At 70.1% G+C, this 16,697-nt stretch carries 10 protein-coding genes; 4 read left to right on the top strand and 6 right to left on the bottom strand.

The genetic code is table 11. The features are described 5' to 3' along the window. Positions 1-11: 11 nt before the first annotated feature. The 3 genes from JMF97_RS24555 to JMF97_RS24545 all read left to right on the top strand — a co-directional run bounded on the left by JMF97_RS24555 (position 12) and on the right by JMF97_RS24545 (position 4,492). Positions 12-1,400, top strand: coding sequence for an IS701 family transposase (locus JMF97_RS24555; RefSeq protein ID WP_203220259.1), 1,389 nt, complete (start codon positions 12-14; stop codon positions 1,398-1,400). A gap of 294 nt (positions 1,401-1,694) precedes the next feature. Then, positions 1,695-3,563 carry an LLM class flavin-dependent oxidoreductase gene (locus JMF97_RS24550; protein ID WP_203223653.1) on the top strand — a complete coding sequence of 623 codons (1,869 nt, stop codon included), beginning with the start codon at positions 1,695-1,697 and terminating at the stop codon, positions 3,561-3,563. Further along, entirely contained in the window at positions 3,560-4,492 is a 933-nt protein-coding gene (locus JMF97_RS24545; protein WP_203223652.1) for an LLM class flavin-dependent oxidoreductase, read from the top strand. The genes JMF97_RS24550 and JMF97_RS24545 overlap by 4 nt, the downstream gene beginning before the upstream one ends. A gap of 41 nt (positions 4,493-4,533) precedes the next feature. Here JMF97_RS24545 and JMF97_RS24540 read toward each other — a convergent pair whose 3' ends face one another. The 6 genes from JMF97_RS24540 to JMF97_RS24515 all read right to left on the bottom strand — a co-directional run bounded on the left by JMF97_RS24540 (position 4,534) and on the right by JMF97_RS24515 (position 12,529). After that, the gene (locus tag JMF97_RS24540) at positions 4,534-6,930 is read right to left on the bottom strand and encodes an RICIN domain-containing protein (protein ID WP_203223651.1); all 2,397 of its coding nucleotides are present in this window, start codon (positions 6,928-6,930) and stop codon (positions 4,534-4,536) included. A gap of 81 nt (positions 6,931-7,011) precedes the next feature. Beyond that, positions 7,012-7,863: a sugar phosphate isomerase/epimerase family protein gene (locus JMF97_RS24535; RefSeq protein WP_203223650.1), complete on the bottom strand. Its 852-nt coding sequence runs from the start codon at positions 7,861-7,863 to the stop codon at positions 7,012-7,014. 5 nt (positions 7,864-7,868) lie between these two features. Further along, the gene (locus tag JMF97_RS24530; RefSeq protein WP_203223649.1) at positions 7,869-9,053 is read right to left on the bottom strand and encodes a substrate-binding domain-containing protein; all 1,185 of its coding nucleotides are present in this window, start codon (positions 9,051-9,053) and stop codon (positions 7,869-7,871) included. 13 nt (positions 9,054-9,066) lie between these two features. After that, positions 9,067-10,050: an ABC transporter permease gene (locus JMF97_RS24525; RefSeq protein ID WP_203223648.1), complete on the bottom strand. Its 984-nt coding sequence runs from the start codon at positions 10,048-10,050 to the stop codon at positions 9,067-9,069. Further along, on the bottom strand, positions 10,047-11,021 hold the full coding sequence (locus JMF97_RS24520; protein WP_203223647.1) for an ABC transporter permease: 975 nt from the start codon (positions 11,019-11,021) through the stop codon (positions 10,047-10,049). The genes JMF97_RS24525 and JMF97_RS24520 overlap by 4 nt, the downstream gene beginning before the upstream one ends. Further along, positions 11,018-12,529 (bottom strand): sugar ABC transporter ATP-binding protein, encoded by a 1,512-nt coding sequence (locus tag JMF97_RS24515; protein ID WP_203223646.1) that lies wholly within the window; start codon positions 12,527-12,529, stop codon positions 11,018-11,020. The genes JMF97_RS24520 and JMF97_RS24515 overlap by 4 nt, the downstream gene beginning before the upstream one ends. 551 nt (positions 12,530-13,080) lie before the next feature. On the opposite strand from JMF97_RS24515, the gene JMF97_RS24510 reads away from it, so the two are divergent. Continuing rightward, positions 13,081-16,635 (top strand): ThuA domain-containing protein, encoded by a 3,555-nt coding sequence (locus JMF97_RS24510; RefSeq protein ID WP_203223645.1) that lies wholly within the window; start codon positions 13,081-13,083, stop codon positions 16,633-16,635. Positions 16,636-16,697 lie beyond the last annotated feature (62 nt).

The raw sequence follows: 16,697 nt of genomic DNA, 5'->3' as shown, positions 1-16,697 counted from the left end.
TGGGTGCGTGCGTGGATGAGCGGGAAATCGCTCGGGTGCGGGCGCAGTTGGAGGACTTCGCGGCAGGGGTGTTCGCGGGGTTGCGGCGGTCGGACCAGCGAGCAACCGGTCTGCGGTATCTGCGTGGGCTGATGCTGGACGGCCGGCGTAAGTCGATGCAGCCGATGGCCGGACGACTCGGGGTCGATCACCAGCAGTTGCAGCAGTTCCTGACTTCCTCGACCTGGGATGTCGCCGGTGTACGACGGCGGCTGGCGGCGGCCGCGGTCGACCTGGTGGCGCCGCAGGTGTGGGTGGTGGACGACACCGGGTTTCCCAAGGACGGCAAGGCATCGGCGTGTGTGGCCCGGCAGTATTCCGGCACGCTCGGCAAGGTCGCCAACTGCCAGATCGCCGTCAGCGTCCACGCGGCGACCGACGCCGCCTCGGCGGTGCTGAACTGGCGGCTGTTCGTGCCGGAGTCATGGGACGACACCTGCGTCCCCGGCCCGGACGGCAAGCCCGCGAACGCGCACGCCCGCAGGCTGCGCCAGCAGCCGGTCACGCGCGACCAGGCCGGGGCGAAGAAACCACATGTGCGTGTGCAGGTGCCGCCTGCCGAGCAGATCGACCAGATCCGCCGGCGGCGCACGGCATCGAAGGTCCCCGACGCCGAGCGGTACCGGCCGAAGTGGCTGATGGCCCTGGAAATGCTCGACGAGTTGGCCGTATGGGGGCTGCGTCCGCCGCTGTTGACCGCGGACGCCGGCTACGGCCAGGTCGCGGAGTTCCGTCAGGGCCTGACCGAACGCGGCATCAGCTACATCGTGGCGACCACGTCGAGCACCACGGCTCAACCCGGTGACGCCCAGCCCGTCGAGGTCCCTTACGCCGGAGTCGGCCCCCATCCCACACCGAAGTACCCCCACCCTGCTCGCAGCCTGAAGGACCTGGCCCTCGCCCACGGCGCCGACGCGGCGCGTCTGGTGCGCTGGCGTGCCCGGCTACCCGCACCCGACCGCGACCCCGACCGGCCCGTCGGTGACCTGTCCGGACACTTCTTCGCCCTGCGGGTGCGCCCCGCCGGCCGGGCCGTCCGACGCGGACCGCACCGCGGTGACGACGGTGTCCTGCCCGAATGCTGGCTGCTCGTGCAGTGGCCTCCCGGCCAGGACGAACCCAGCGACTACTGGCTGTCCGACCTGCCCGCCGACACACCACTTGCCGAACTGGTCCGCCTGGCCAAGAGCCGCTGGCGCGTCGAGCACGACTACCGCGAACTCAAGACCGCCCTCGGCCTCGACCACTTCGAAGGACGCTCCTGGATCGGCTGGCACCGCCACGTCACCCTCGCCGCGGCCGCCCAACTGTTCCTCACCCAACTGCGGCTGGCGCGCCCAAAAGCAGTGGGGCAGACCTGAGCCTGTACGCCGTCCTGCGGCAACTGCAGTACCTACTCGCGACCTGGCTCGGGTTCTGCCCCCTCTGCCGCCAACTCGTCCCAACCTAACAAAGCACTACTAGTCCTCGTACCGGCGGTCGGCCTGCGTCACAAATTTTGGCGTGACGACCATCTGTCTGAAATATTATCGGCAGAGCCGAGCATTTCACTGAGCGAAGACAGCGGCACCCGCCCGCCGAGGGCCGGCTGCGACAGAGGTCAGACCGCGCGGAGGCGACTCCTCGCGGGCACGAGTCCGGGATGAGGAATGGTCATGGAGATCGGCATCGCTCTCGACGTGTCACGGTTGGCCCACGCGCCGCAGGAGACCGTCGCGCTGGCCCGCCTGGCCGAGGAACGCGGCCTTGACCTGGTGGTCGTCGCCGACGCGACGGCGGAGCGGTCCACCGGCCTCGACCCGTGGACGGCGGCGGTCTGGCTCGCCGGATCGACCAGCCGGATCACCATCGGCGTCCCCGGCGGCGGCACGTCACCACCCGATCCGACCGACCCCGAGGCGCCGTACCCGAAGGTCCAGGCCAAGGCAGAGGACAGCCTCGACGTCCTGGCGCCGGGTCGGCTCATCTGCGACCCGGCGGGCTGGGTCGTCGCGCCACGGGACGCGACGCCGGAGGATCTGGCCGGCGCCGCCGATACCGATCTGCCCGTCGTGGTCCCGGTGCAATCGCGCGAAGAGGTCGAGCGTCTCGCCGCGCTGGTCGCCGGTCGCGACGACCGAGCCGGGGTACGCCGACGTCCGGCGGCGGTACGCGCGCACCGCAAGCCGGCCATCGACTACGACGGCGTACCAGCGTCACTCGCCGGCACGGCGGTCGAGCCCGGTGACCCGCCCTACCGCACCCTGTCCTCGACCTACCTGCGCGGTGGGGCGCCCGGACTCGTGCTGCGACCCCGGACACCGGCGGAGGTCTCGGACGCGATCGAGTTCGCCCGGCGACACCGGCACCTGCCGCTGGGCATCCGCAGCGCCGGCCACGGCATCAGTGGCCGCTCGACGAACCGTGGCGGCCTGGTGATCGACCTGGGCGCGATGAACACGATCGAGGTGGTGGACCCCGCCCGCCGGCTCGTACGCACCGGTCCCGCCGCGACCTGGAAGCAGGTCGCCGCGGCCCTGACCCCGCACGGGTGGGCCCTCGGCTCGGGAGACTACGGCGGGGTCGGCGTCGGCGGGCTCGCCACGGCGGGCGGGATCGGCCTGCTCTCCCGCAACCACGGCCTGACGATCGATCATCTCCGGTCGGTGGACCTCGTGCTCGCCGACGGACGGCAGGTGCGGGCGAGCAGGGAGCAGCACCCGGAGCTGTTCTGGGCCGTACGGGGCGCGGGTGCCAACTTCGGCATCGCCACCTCGTTCGAGTTCGAGGTCGACGAGGTGGGCGAGGTCGGCTGGGCGCAGCTCGCCCTGGTCTCCACCGACATTGAGCAGTCGCTCCGGCGCTACGGCGAACTGGCCAGTGCCGCGCCGAGGGACACGACGGTCTTCCTCGTCACCGGGCAACCCCGCGACGGCCTCTCGACAGTCCAACTCTTCGCGGTGGTCGACAACCCGGATCCCGACATCGTCGTGGCGCGCCTGACACCGTTCCTGGAGCTCGGCATGCTCGCCCGCCAGCAGGTGGTGATGACGCCGTACGCGGGCGTGATGGGAAGCGCCGCCGACGTCGGACCGGACGGCCAGCACGGTTTCGGTGAGCCGAACTCCCGGTCGGCGTTCCTGCCCACCCTGACCCCCGAGTTCGCCCGCGACGCCGCCGCGATGCTGCGCAGCGGAGCCGTCTACTTCTTCGAGCTGCGGGCGATGGGCGGCGCGATCGCCGACGTGGCACCCGACGACACCGCCTTCACCCACCGCACCCCGGCCTTTCAACTGGCCGCGATGGGCCAGAACGACAAGCGCCTGACCGCGGTGTGGGAGCCACTGCGCCGGCATTTCGACGGGCTCTACCTCAGCTTCGAGACCGACCGCAGCCCGGCGCGGCTGCTCGACGCCTTCCCGGCACCGGTGCTGGAGCGCCTGCGCGCGTTGAAACGCCGGTACGACCCGGACAACCTCTTCCGGGACAACTTCAACATCGACCCGAGCGTCGACCCCACAGCGGTGCAGGAGGCACACGCATGACCGACTACGGACACGACCTGCTCTTCGGCGTCTTCGCCACGCCCGTCGCGCAGCAGGCCCGACAGGTTGTCGACCTGGCCGTCACCGCCGACCGGGCCGGTCTCGACCTGGTCAGCTTTCAGGACCACCCGTACCAGCCCTCGTTCCTGGACACCTCGACCCTGCTCGCCTTCACCGCGGCCCGCACCGAGCGCATCCACGTCAACGCCAACGTCGCCAGCCTGCCGCTGCGGCCGCCGGCGGTGCTGGCCCGGGCCGCCGCCTCGCTCGACATCCTCAGCGGTGGCCGCTTCGCACTCGGCATCGGCGCCGGTGCGTTCTGGGACGGCATCGCCGCCATGGGGGGACGGCGGCTGAGCGCCGCCCAGGGCGTCACCGCGCTGGGCGAAGGCATCGAGATCATCCGCGAGATCTGGGACACCGACGCCCCCGGCGAGGTGAGCTACGACGGGCGGTACTACTCGGTGCAGGGGGCCCGACGTGGTCCGCGGCCCGCCCACGACATCCCGATCTGGGTCGGCGCGTACAAGCCGAAGATGCTCGCCCTCACCGGCGCGGTCGGCGACGGCTGGCTGCCCACCATCGAGTACCTGCCCCGGGGAGCCGATTCCCTGCCCGAACTCAACGCCCGGATCGACGCCGCGGCGCACGACGCCGGTCGCGACCCGGCCGCCGTACGACGGCTGATGAACTTCATGAATGTGCAGTTCTCGTCGGCGCCGCGCGGGCTGCTTCACGGCCCGGCCGACGCCTGGGTCGAGCAGATCGCCGACCTGGCCCTGCGGCACGGCGTCAGCGCCTTCATCATCGGCGGCGACGACCCGAGCATGACGCAGCACTTCGGCGCCGAGATCGCACCCGCGGTACGGGCGATCGTCGAGCGGGAACGCCGACCCGCCGCGCCGGATCGGGCGCAGGGCGAGAGGTGACCGCGTGGTGGGGTGGCCCGACCCACCCCACCACGCGGGGATCAGCTACGCAGGGACCACTGCTGGTTGGTGCCGCCGTGGCAGGCCCAGAGGTGGACCTTGGTGCCGTTGGCGGTGCCGTAACCGCTGGCGTCGAGACAGAGCCCGGACGCGACACCGGTGATGGTGCCGTTGCTGTTGACGTTCCACTGCTGGTTGGTCTGGCCGTTGCAGTCCCAGATGATCGCCAGGGTGCCGTTGGCGGTGCCCTGGCCGGACGCGTCGAGGCACTTGTTGCCGTACACCATCAGTTGCTTGCCGGCGGTGTAGGTCCACCGTTGGTTGGTGCCGCCGTGGCAGTCCCAGAGCTGCGCCTGGGTGCCGTTGGTGGTGCTCGACCCACCGATCTCCAGGCAGCGGCCGGACTGCCCGCCGACGATCTGCACGCTCTGCGGCGTGCCGCCGCCGCCCTGCGGCCCGGCGGCGGCCATCACGGCCTGGGCGCCCGAGGGCCAGTTGCCGCCCGTCACCGTCACGTTGCCGGAGACGACGTTGCCCCGGTCGCCGTTCGTCACGTTGGTGCTGCCGTTCGTCGACCAGTTGTTGGTGACGGTGAAGTTGCCCATGTTCTCGGCGTACCAGTAGTTGGCCGTGGCCCACGTGCCGGTGGAGGAGAAGACGTTGTTGCGGGCGGTGAAGAAGCGGGAGCCCTCGTCGAAGTAGAGCCCGAAGTGGCCGTTGGTCCGCAGGCAGTAGTTGTCGCTGATCAACGCGCCCGGGTTCGCCGACAGGGTGTAGATGCAGCCGCCGTCGTTCATCTGCTGCATGACGTCGTGCACGTAGTTGCCGATCAGCCGGTTGTTGGCCGCCGTGGTGGCGGTGGTGTAGCGCGGCTGGTAGTTGTACAGGCCCCGGTTGGCGTAGTGGTTGCTGCCGCCGGCGTCGTTGGAACCCCAGCCGTAGCCGATGGACATGCCGGTGTACGGCATGTTGTAGACCTCGTTGTACGAGATGGTGGCGTTGTTGACGTACGTGGTCAGCACCGACACGATGCCCCGGTACTCGATGCCCAGGTCGTGCAGCCGGTTGTTGCTGATGGTGATGTCCCGGTTGACCATCCGCTGGTCGCTCGGGTGATGGGCGTCGGCGCGTACGCCGCCGACGACGATGCCCCCGGCCGCGTTGCGGGCGATCTCGGATCTGGTGACGGTGATGTTGCTGGCCCCGAGGCCGACCCCGCTGGCGTGGGCGTTGGCGTCGTTGCCGATGCCGATGGCCGTCTGCCCGAGGTTGACGAACGCGGAGTCGGTGAAGGTGATGTTGTCGGCGGCGGAGATCTGCACGGCGGCCGGCATCTGCTGCCAGTTCGGTCGGGTCGCCTCGAACTGCGAGCAGCCGTTGTGGCACGAGCTGAAGGCCGGCCAGTTCCAGTTGCCGTAGATGTACGCGCCGGTCTGCTGGTCCACGTAGCCCTGGTTGCTACTGGCGCCCAGCCAACTCGTGCCGGTGAAGGTGATCCCGGAGAACGTCACGTGATGCGCGGGCGCGGCGTACGTGCCGCCGAGTTGGAGCAGGGACTGCAGCGTCGGCAACTCCACCCGGGCGGTGCTCATGTTCTGCCCGGCGAGCGGGATGTAGGACAGCGCGCCGCTGCCCGGATCCAGATACCACTCCCCCGGCGAGTCCAGGAACTCGTAGGCGTTGCTCAGGTAGAGCGGGCCGGGCCGGTGCGGGCTGGTGAAGGTGTCGTACCCGAAGTTGTTGTTGCTCCAGCCCGGCTGCTGCATCCGGATCTGATTGCCGCTGATGCTCTGCACCGACACGTACCGGTCGGTGAAGGAGTTGACGCTCTCCATCTGGATGCGGCTCTGGTTGGCCAGGTTGTTCAGGTAGCTCAACGCGCTGCTGGTGAACCGCATGCCGGTGCTGTCGGCGGTGAAGTCGGCCCGGTTGACCTGGGTACGGGCCCGGGTGGCGACGGCACCGTCGACGTAGAGTTGCCGGCTGTCCAGCCCGGCGCCGACGTTGGCCCGCCAGATGTTGCGGCCGGCGTCGACGAGCGACCAGCCGGTGACCGCCCGCGCGCCGCTGATCACGGGTCGGGCCGAGGGCGCCGCCTGCCACAGCACCCGGTAGCCGTTGGTGCCGGAGTCGGCGGCGGTGAACCGCAGTGGCGAGGACAGCCGGTACACCCCGTCGGCGAGTTGCACGACGATGTCGCCGGACATCGAGCTGTTCAGCGCCCGTACCGCGGTCTGCGCGGCGGTCAACGAGCACGGCTGGGCGGCGCTGCAACTGCTGCCGCTACCGGACGGGGACGCGTACAGGGTGGTGGTGGCCGCGAGGGCGGGTGCGGCGGAGGCGGCCACGACGGTGGCGGTGACCGCGCCGGTGAGTGTCACCGCCGCGAGCGCGGCCAGTACCCGTCGGGGTGCGGCCGACAAGGGAGGTACGGACACAGAGGTCTCCTTACCTGGGACGGGAGTGCGGTGGGTGGGGTGCGGGATCGGGCCTGCACGGGACGGGACGCTGCCCGTGGCTCAGCCGAGAATTCCGCGCAGGTGGGCCAGGCCGTCGAGGGCGAGCCGGTCCGGTGAGGGAGCCAGCGGTCGCCAGATCGAGGCGGCGGTGGCGATCGTGTCGTTGTCCGGGGTGAACGACTCGATGCAGACCGCGCCCCGGTATCCGGTCGTGGCCAGCACGGCGAGGAACCGGGGCCAGTCCAGGTGGTCGGCGCCGGGAGCACCCCGGTTGGTGCCGCTGACCTGCACGTGCTTGATGTGCGGGCCGGCGACGGCGAGTGCGGCGTACGGGTCGGCCTCCTCGATGTTCATGTGGTAGGTGTCGATCATGAGACCGACGTTCGACGGCAGACCGTCGATCAGGTCCAACGTCTGCTCGATGGTGTTGACCACGCTCGTCTCGTAGCGGTTGAGCGCCTCCACACCGATGGCCACCCCCCGCTCCCCGGCGTAGTCGGCGACCGGCGTCAGCGCCCGACGGAAGTCGGCGTAGCAGGCGGCGCGCTCGGCCACGCTCATCCGCCAGGTCCGGCCCACCGAGGCGTAGACCGGCCCGCCGACCGTCGGCGCGCCGACGGCCACCGCAGCGTCCACACAACCCCGCAGGTACGCCCGGGTCGCCTCGATCACCTCCGGGGCGGCGTCGACCAGCTCCCGACCGGGCGGGGTGACCGCGCAGACCCCGGCCGCGGTCAGGCCGTGGGCCGTGAGCAGGTCCCGGGTCCGCGCCGGATCCCAGTCCCCGGGCTGCTCGATCGGCAACTCCACCGCGTCGAAGCCGAACCGGGCGATCCGGGGCACCAGGTCGGCGAGGGCCGCGTCGTCGACCGGTGAGGCCCACACCCACGGGTTGACGCCGATCTCGTACATCGGGCCTACTTCCAGCGCTGGGGGTATCCGGGCAGGTCGGTGCAGCCGCACATCGCGTAGTGCAGCGGCGGCATGTCCGCGTCGAGGTAGCTGTCGAGGTTGTCCTGCGTGATCGTCGGCTGGGGCAGCTTCCACGGGCTGGACACCTGCTGGCCGTCGAGGATGCGCAGCGCGGCGATGATCGGGGTGCGCCACTGGTAGGTCGGGTAGGTCGGCGCGATCGCGGTGAGACCGGCCTCCTTCCACACCTTCAGGAAGTCGAGCTGGTCCTCGCCGTTGATCGGGGGCACCGGCTTGCCGGCGTCCTGGAACGCCTCGACCGCCGCGACCGCGACCGCCCCGGCGTCCATCCAGACGCCGTCGATGGTGCCGTACCGCTGGAGGTAGTCGTCGACGATCTTCTTGGTCTTGGCCGGGTCGCCGTCGGTGAACTCGACCCCGACGACGTCGACGCCCGCCTTGTCGAAGGCGACCTTCGCAGCGGACCAGCGGGTCTCCAGCACGTCCACGCCGGGCAGGATGCGCAGGGCGAGCAGCTTGCCGCCGGGCTTCATCCGCTGGCTGACGAACTCCGCGCCGACGTGACCGAAGCCGTACCCGCCGATGGGGTTGATGAAGGTCACCGGGCAGTCGGTGTCGACGCCACGGTCGAAGACGATGACCGGCAGACCGGTCTGGCAGGCCGCTTCCACGGCCGGGGTGAGGGTGGCGGTGGTGTTCGGCGAGACGATCAGGGCGTCACAGTCCTTGCCGAGCAGGTCGTTGATGTCGGCGATCTGCTTCTGGTCCTTGCCCTCGGCCTCGACGTGCACGAACTCCTTGATCCGGTCGCCCTGCGCCGCCACCTCGGCCTGCATGGTCTTGTAACCGACCTGCCGCCACGGGTTGTTCAACGCCGCGTTGGAGAAACAGATCTTGTACGGGCCGGCCTTCTTGAACTTCGCGGTGTCCACCATCGTGGGGTTGAGCGCCTGCTCCCACGGCTTGTCCGCCGGCCCGGTCGCGGTGGCGTTAAGCAGGGCCAACTCGTTGTCGTAGTCGGCCTGGTCGAAGAACTTCGACTGCTCGCCGGTGCCGGCGCCGGCAGGTGCGGACCCGGTGCTCGACGGGGTGGTCACCGGCGTGTCCGTGGCGCAGCCGGTGAGCGTCAGCAAGGTCACCGCGGCGACCGCGGCCAGGCAACGTTTCATTGAGCAATCCCCTTTATCTGGATGAGAAACGCCGGGCCGAGACCGCCACGGCGAGCAGGATGATGGCGCCTTGCACGCTCGGTCTGAGCGCGCCGGAGACGCCGTAGAAATTCATCAACGCGAAGAGCAGTTCGAGGGTCAACGCGCCGAGCATCGCGCCGACGACCGAGCCTCGGCCGCCGCCGAGGGCGACCCCGCCGAGGACGACCGCGGTGATGGCGCCGAACTCCAGGCCCGCGCCGGCCTGGAAGGAGACGCCGCCGTAGCCGCCGATCAGGATCGCGGCGACCGCCGCGGCGAGGCCACTGAGGACGAAGGCGATGGTGCGGGTGCGCCACACCCGCACCCCGCTCAGCTGCGCCGTGCGCGGGTTGTCGCCGACGGCGACCAGGGTCCGACCGAAGTCGGAGCGCATCAGCAGCACTGCGGCCACCGCGAGGACCAGCAGGACCAGCAGCGCGTACGGCAGCCGACCGAGCACCGGTACGTCCTCGACGGCCCGGCGACCGAGTTGGCGGAACTGGTCGGTGAGACCGCCCTTGGGTGCGCCGTCGGACCAGAGGTAGACCGCGCCGACGAGGATCAGGAACATGCCGAGGGTGGTGACGAACGAGGGCACCCGCAGCCGGGTGGTGATCAGACCGTTGATCAGACCGACGAGCGCGCCCCCGGCGAGCAGCACCAGCACCACCGGCCAGGTCCGCGACGGGTCGCTGTCGATGAGCCGGGCGGCGACCACCACCTGCGCGGTGACCAGGGAGCCGACGGAGAGGTCGAACTCGCCGGAGACGATCACGAAGTACTGACCGGCGGCGAGCAGGATGATCGGCGCCGAGCGGCCGAGGAACGACATCAGCGACGGCGGGCTGAGGAAGTCGGGTTGGCGGGCGGCGACGAGGGCCAGGAGCACCACCAGCACCGCGAGGATCGGCAGGATCCCGCCGGCGTTGCGCCGTCGCAGCGGTGCGAGGCGGCGCGAGACGGTCTGTGTGGTCACCGGTCCGCCTTCCGCAAAGCCTGACGGGCGTAGACGGCCACGGCGGCGATGATGATCACGCCGCGGACGACCTGCTTGGCGAAGGCGTCCACCGCGAGTTGGTTGAAGATGGCGTCGATGCCGGCGAGCAGCAGCACGCCGCCGACGGTGCCGACGACCCCGCCCCGGCCGCCGGCGAGGGCGGTGCCGCCGATCACCACCGCGGCGATTGATTCCAGGTCGTAGAGGCCCTCGGTGCCGACCCGGGGTGCGCCGGAGCCGAGGCGGCTGGCGAGGTAGATCCCGGCGAGTCCGGCGCACAGGGAGCAGAGCACGTGGGCGGTCACCCGTACCCGGTTGTTGCGGACACCGGAGAGCCGGGCCACCTCCGGGTCACCGCCGACCGCGATCAGGTGGTGACCGAACCGGGTCCGCGACAGCAGGAACCAGCAGGCCCCGGCGACCGCGAGCAGCAGCAGGAAGGACAGCGGTACGGGCCCGACCCGCTGGTAGCCGAGGGTCTGCACGAGGGCCGGGGCGGTGCTGCCGGCCGGACCGTCGTACCTGCTGTCGAGATAGCCCTTGAGCAGCAGGCCGACGCCGAGGGTGGCGATGAACGGGTTGATCTGGACGGTGGTGACGAGCAGCCCGTTGAACAGCCCGATGCCGGCGCTGACGAGCAGGGTGAGGCCGATCGCGGGCAGCAGCGCCGCGTTGCTGCCGTTCATCGTCTCAGCCGCGACCAGGGTGCTGAGGCTGACCACGTACGCCACCGAGAGGTCCAGCGAGCCGCCGAGGATGACCAGGGTCTGGCCGACCGCGACGAACCCGAGCCCGGCGGCGACGTGCAGCAGACTCACCGTCGTCGACTGGTTGAACAGTTGGCCGCCGTCGATCGCGACGACCAGCCAGCCGATGGCGAGGGTGAGGCCCAGGGCCACGAACACGCCCGGCACCGGTCGGCGGGCGGGCAGCAGGGGCAGGGCGCTCACGCGGCCGTCTCCCGTACCGTGCCGACGGCGAGCGCGACGACGTCCTCCTCGGTCGCCCCGGCCGGCAGTTCACCGGCGATCCGCCCGTCGCGCATGACGATCATGCGGTCGCTCATGCCGAGCAGTTCGGGCAGGTCCGACGAGATCATCAGTACCGCCGCGCCGTCGCGGGCGAGTCGGCGCAGCAGGTCGTGGATCGCCGACTTCGCGCCCACGTCGATGCCCCGGGTGGGTTCGTCGAAGAGCAGGATCCGCGGGTTCACGGCGAGCCAGCGGGCCAGCACCACCTTCTGCTGGTTGCCGCCGGACAGGTACCGGATCTCCTGCTGGTCACCGGCGCTGCGGACCTCGACGGCGGCGAGCAGTTCCCGGACCCGTACGGTGCGGGCGGCGCGACCGGTGCGGAGGGCGAAGACGGCGCGGCTGGCCAGCAGCGCGTTGTCCAGTACGGACTGGCGGGCGACGATCCCCTCGCCCTTGCGGTCCTCGCTGACGTAGGCGACCCCGGCCCGCATCGCCGTACGCGGGGAACGCAGGCGGGTCGGGGTGCCGTCGACGACGACCTCGCCCGCGGTGAACGGCGCCACCCCGAACAGCGCCCGGGCCAGGGCGGAGCGCCCGGAGCCCTGGAGGCCGCCGACGCCGAGCACCTCTCCCGCGCGCAACGTCAGGTCGATGTCGCGCAGCTTGCGGTTGCCGCCCACGCGCACGGTGAGCCGGACCTCGCCGATGTCCTGCGGGGTGGCTCGCGGCGGGTAGTAGTGGGACAGTTCCCGCCCGACCATGTGCCGGACCAGCTCGTCGGCGGTGGTGTCGGCGGTGGGCACGGTGGTCACCCGCCGGCCGTCCTTGAGCACGGTGATCCGGCTGGACAGGTCGAAGACCTCGGTGAGCCGGTGCGAGACGTAGAGGATCCCGATGCCCTGCTCCTGGAGGCGGCGTACCAGGCGGTAGAGCAGGGCCACCTCGTGGTCGGCCAGCGCGGCGGTGGGTTCGTCCATGATGATCAGTCGCGCGTCGAGGGCGAGCGCCTTGACGATCTCGACGACCTGTTGCTGGGCGACACTGAGGCGTCCGACCGGCGCGTCGGCGGGCAGGGCCGTCTCGCCGATCGAGGCCAGCAGGCGTCGGGTGGCGGCGAGCATCTGACGCCGGTCGACCAGGCCGCGGCGTACCGGCTCGTGGCCCAGGTAGACGTTCTCGGCGACGGTGCGCTCCGGCAGCAGGTTGAACTCCTGGTGGATGATGCCGACGCCGGCCCGCTGGGCGTCGCGTGGGCTGCCGAACACCTGTGGCTGCCCGGCCAGGGTGATGGTGCCGGCGTCCGGGGCGTACCCGCCGGAGACGATCTTCATCAGGGTGGACTTCCCGGCGCCGTTCTCGCCGACGACCGCGTGCACCTCGCCGGCCGCGACGTCGAGGTCGACCTCGTGCAGGACACCGACGCCGAGGAAGGACTTGCTGATGCCCCGCAGGGCGAGCAGGGCACCGGCGTGTCCATCTGGCATCGTCGAAATCCCTTACGGATAGTAGTCAGAATCGGGGTGCATCGGCGGCGCACAGGGCACTTCCGCGTCGGCGACCCGCCCGTTTTCGTCGCCGAGCACGGCACTTCCTGTGGTCGTGCTCAAACTTTCGCTTGACACAACCGAAACATCACACGTATGAAGATAGATGTTCGGGTATGAGTTCGCAATCCCCTACCTGGCAGCGGCTTTCGATCATCTCGCCGCCCAGGTGAGCGTGCATACGGGCACCTTCAGGACGCGCGCTACCGCACCACACCGCTTCAGATGTTGTCGTTAACATCAACGACTTCCCATATATAGAGCTTCCGACCCCGGCCCTCCCGACCACGGGACGGCAACCGATCCGGCATGACGCTGCGTGACCGCCGGCCGTGCGACCGGGCGACGCCAGGCACGACGACGCGACCGGGCTCGCGCCCACCGCACGGCACCCGCGCCGTGCCCGGACCGGTGACCGGCTCCGTGGTCGCACCACAGTTGCCCCGCCCCGCTCCACACCGCCCGCACCGCACCGCCACAGAGGAGACGGAATGCGTCGTAAGACAACAATCATCGGTGTGACCCTGGGTCTGTTACTGGCGCTCGCGCTGGTCAACCCGGCGTCGGCGGCACCCGCCTTCCGGGCGCTGCTGTTCACCAAGACCACCGGCTACCGGCACGACTCGATCCCCGCCGGGGTGTCGATGTTCCAGCAGCAGGCGGCAGCCGACAACTTCGAGCTCGTGCACAGTGAGGACTCGAACGTCTTCACCCCGGCCAACCTGGCCACCTTCGACGTCCTCATCATGTTCCAGACCTCCGGCATGGTCTGGACCTCGGCCGCCCAACGCCAGGCGGTGGAGGGCTACCTCGCCTCCGGCAAGGGAATCGTCGCCATCCACAACGCCACCGACATGGGCATCGAGGGCGAATACCCGTGGTGGGACCAGACCATCAACGCCGGCGCGCACATGCCCGAGCACTCCCCGGGCGTACTGCCCGGCACCGCGATCGTGGCCGACAAGAAGCACCCCTCCACGGCCAGCCTGCCGGACCGCTGGAACCGCAGCGAGGAGTGGTACAACTTCGACAAGAACCCCCGCGGCGACGTGCACGTGCTGGTGACCGCCGACGAACGGACGTACAACCCCGGTTCCCGGGCGATGGGCCCGGACCACCCGATCTCCTGGTGCCGCAGCGTCGGCGGCGGTCGGGTCTGGGCCACGGCAATGGGTCACGCCATCGCGTCCTACAGCGAGACCCACTTCCGCAACCACGTCCTCGGCGGCGTCAAGTGGGCCGCCGGCAACCAGCCCGGCGACTGCGGTGGCACCGTCTGGGGCAACTTCGAGAAGCGCACCCTCGACGACAACACCGTCGACCCGATGGCGCTGGCGGTGGCACCCGACGGTCGGGTGCTCTACGTGCAACGCGGCGGCCAGGTCAAGATCTTCAAGCCGAGTACGAACAGCACCGTCACCGCCGGCACGCTGAGCGTCTACACCGGCGGCGAGGACGGACTCACCGGGCTGGCCCTGGACCCGAACTTCGCCAGCAACGGGTACGTCTACCTGTACCACTCACCGGCCAGCAGCAGCACGGACGTCAACCGGGTGTCCCGCTACACGTTGACCGGTGACACGCTCAACATGTCCAGCGGTGTCACCATCATCGACATCCCGGCGTACCGGGACCGGACCTACCCGGAGCCCGGCCACACCGGCGGGTACATCGACTTCGGTCCGGACGGCAACCTCTACATCGGCACCGGCGACGACGTGGCACCGAACCTCGACCCCAACTGGCAGGGCTACGCCCCGCTGGACTGGCGGTCGGGCAAGCACATGCTCGACGCCGCCCGTACCGCCGGCAACACCAACGACCTGCGCGGCAAGCTGCTGCGGATCCGGCCCTCGGCCGGCGGCGGCTACACCATCCCGTCGGGCAACCTCTACCCGCAGGGCACCGCGCAGACCCGTGCGGAGATCTACGCGATGGGCTTCCGCAACCCCTTCCGCTTCTCCATCGATCCGGCCAACGGCTGGGTCTACCTGGCCGACTACGGGCCCGACCGCAATCCCCCGACCACCAACCGCGGCCCCGAAGGTCTCGTCGAACTCAACGTGATCAAGGCGCCGGGCAACTACGGCTGGCCGTTCTGCCACGGCGACAACCAGCCGTACGCGCCGTACAACCCGGACACCGGTGTGGTGGGTGCCAAGTTCAACTGCGCGGCGCCGGTGAACAACTCGCCGAACAACACCGGCCTGACCAGCCTGCGGCCGGTGGTCGCGCCCAACATCTGGTACGGCTACGGCACCTCGCAGGCCTTCCCCGAGCTGGGCTCCGGCGGCTCCGCCCCGATGGGTGGACCGGTCTACCGGTACAACGCGGCGAACCCGTCGGCGACCAAGTTCCCGCCCTACTACGACGGCGTCCACTTCTTCTACGAGTGGTCCCGCAACTACATCAAGGAGGTGCACTTCGACTCCGCCACGGCGGTCACCCGCACCAACCCGTTCCTGCCGACCACCCGGTTCAACAAGCCGATGGACATGGAGTTCGGCCCGGACGGTTCGCTGTACCTGCTGGAGTGGGGCACCAACTTCGGCGGCGGCAACAGCGACTCCGGTCTCTACCGGATCGACTACATCCAGGGCGGACGCACCCCGATCGCGAAGGCGACCGGGACGCCGACCAGCGGCAACGCCCCACTGACCGTGCAGTTCTCCAGCGCCGGGTCGATGGACCCGGACCCGGGCGACACGCTCAGCTACCAGTGGACCTTCGGTGACGGCACCACCTCGACGGCGGCCAACCCGTCCAAGGTCTACACCAGCAACGGCAACTACACGGCCCAGTTGAAGGTGACCGACAGTTCGGGCAAGAGCGGCTTCGCCAACGTCCAGATCACCGTCGGCAACACCGCTCCGGTGGTCACCATCACCACCCCGGCCAACGGGGGCATGCTGACCTTCGGTGACCGGGTCTCGTACCAGATCACCGTCTCCGACCCGGGTGGCGCGGCGATCGACTGCTCCAAGGTGTTCCTCAACCCGGCGCTCGGGCACGACGACCACGCCCACGAGACCACCGACTATCCCGGCTGTTCGGGCACGATCCCGACCGACCTGCTCGGCGGGCACCCCGACGGCGCCAACCTGTTCTACGTGCTCAACGCCCGCTACACCGACAACGGCGGGGCGGGTGGCGCGGCACCGCTCACCGGTCACGCACAGGTGATCCTGCAACCCAAGCACAAGCAGGCCGAGTACTACAGCAGCCAGTCCGGCACCCGGGTCGTCGAGCAGGCCGGCGCGCAGAGCGGCAAGCGCATCGGGGACATCTCCAACAACGACTGGGTGGCGTTCACCCCGATGAGCCTGTCGGGGATCAACACGGTCAGCTACCGGCTGTCGTCGCCGTCGGGCGGCGGCACGATCGAACTGCGGGCCGGCTCACCCACCGGCACGCTGCTGGCCACCACGCCGGTGCCCGCCACCGGCGGCTGGGACAACTACCAGTCCACCGCACCGGTGAACGTCACCGCCCTGGCCGGGACCCACACCCTGTATCTCGTGTTCAAGGGCAGCGGCAACAACTGGTTCGACCTCGACTCGCACATCTTCGGTGGCCCCGGCGTCGGCACCGGCGGCCCTCCCCCGGGTGACGGGGTGGCGGGCCGGACCTGGACGTTGACCGCGCAGCACAGCGGCAAGCTGATGGACGTCAGCGGGGTCTCCACCGCCGACGGCGCACAGATCCATCAGTGGGCGTCCACCGGCGGCAACAACCAGAAGTGGCAGGCCGTCGACGCCGGTAATGGCGCGGTCTACCTGAAGGCGGTGCACAGCGGCAAGTGCGCCGAGGTGATCGGCGGCTCCACCACAGCGGGGGCCTTCCTCCAGCAGGCCACCTGCAACAACAGCAACCAACAGAAGTTCACCGCCACCCCGACCGGCACCTCCGGGGTCTACACGGTGAAGAGTGTGCCGAGCGGGCTCTGCCTGGACGTCAACTCCGCCGCCACCACGGACGGGGCCCGACTGTTGCAGTGGACCTGCCACGGTGGCACCAACCAGCAGTGGCGGCTCAGCGCGGCCTGACCGGCCACAGCTGACCAGTGACACCTCCGATCGGGACCGGCGTCGCACCACGGCGCCGGTCC

This window comes from Micromonospora fiedleri (assembly GCF_016774385.1).
In the GTDB taxonomy this organism is placed as follows: domain Bacteria; phylum Actinomycetota; class Actinomycetes; order Mycobacteriales; family Micromonosporaceae; genus Micromonospora; species Micromonospora gifhornensis.
The sequence above is the reverse complement of the archived record's forward strand: the minus strand, read 5'-3'. Positions and strand labels throughout refer to the sequence as shown.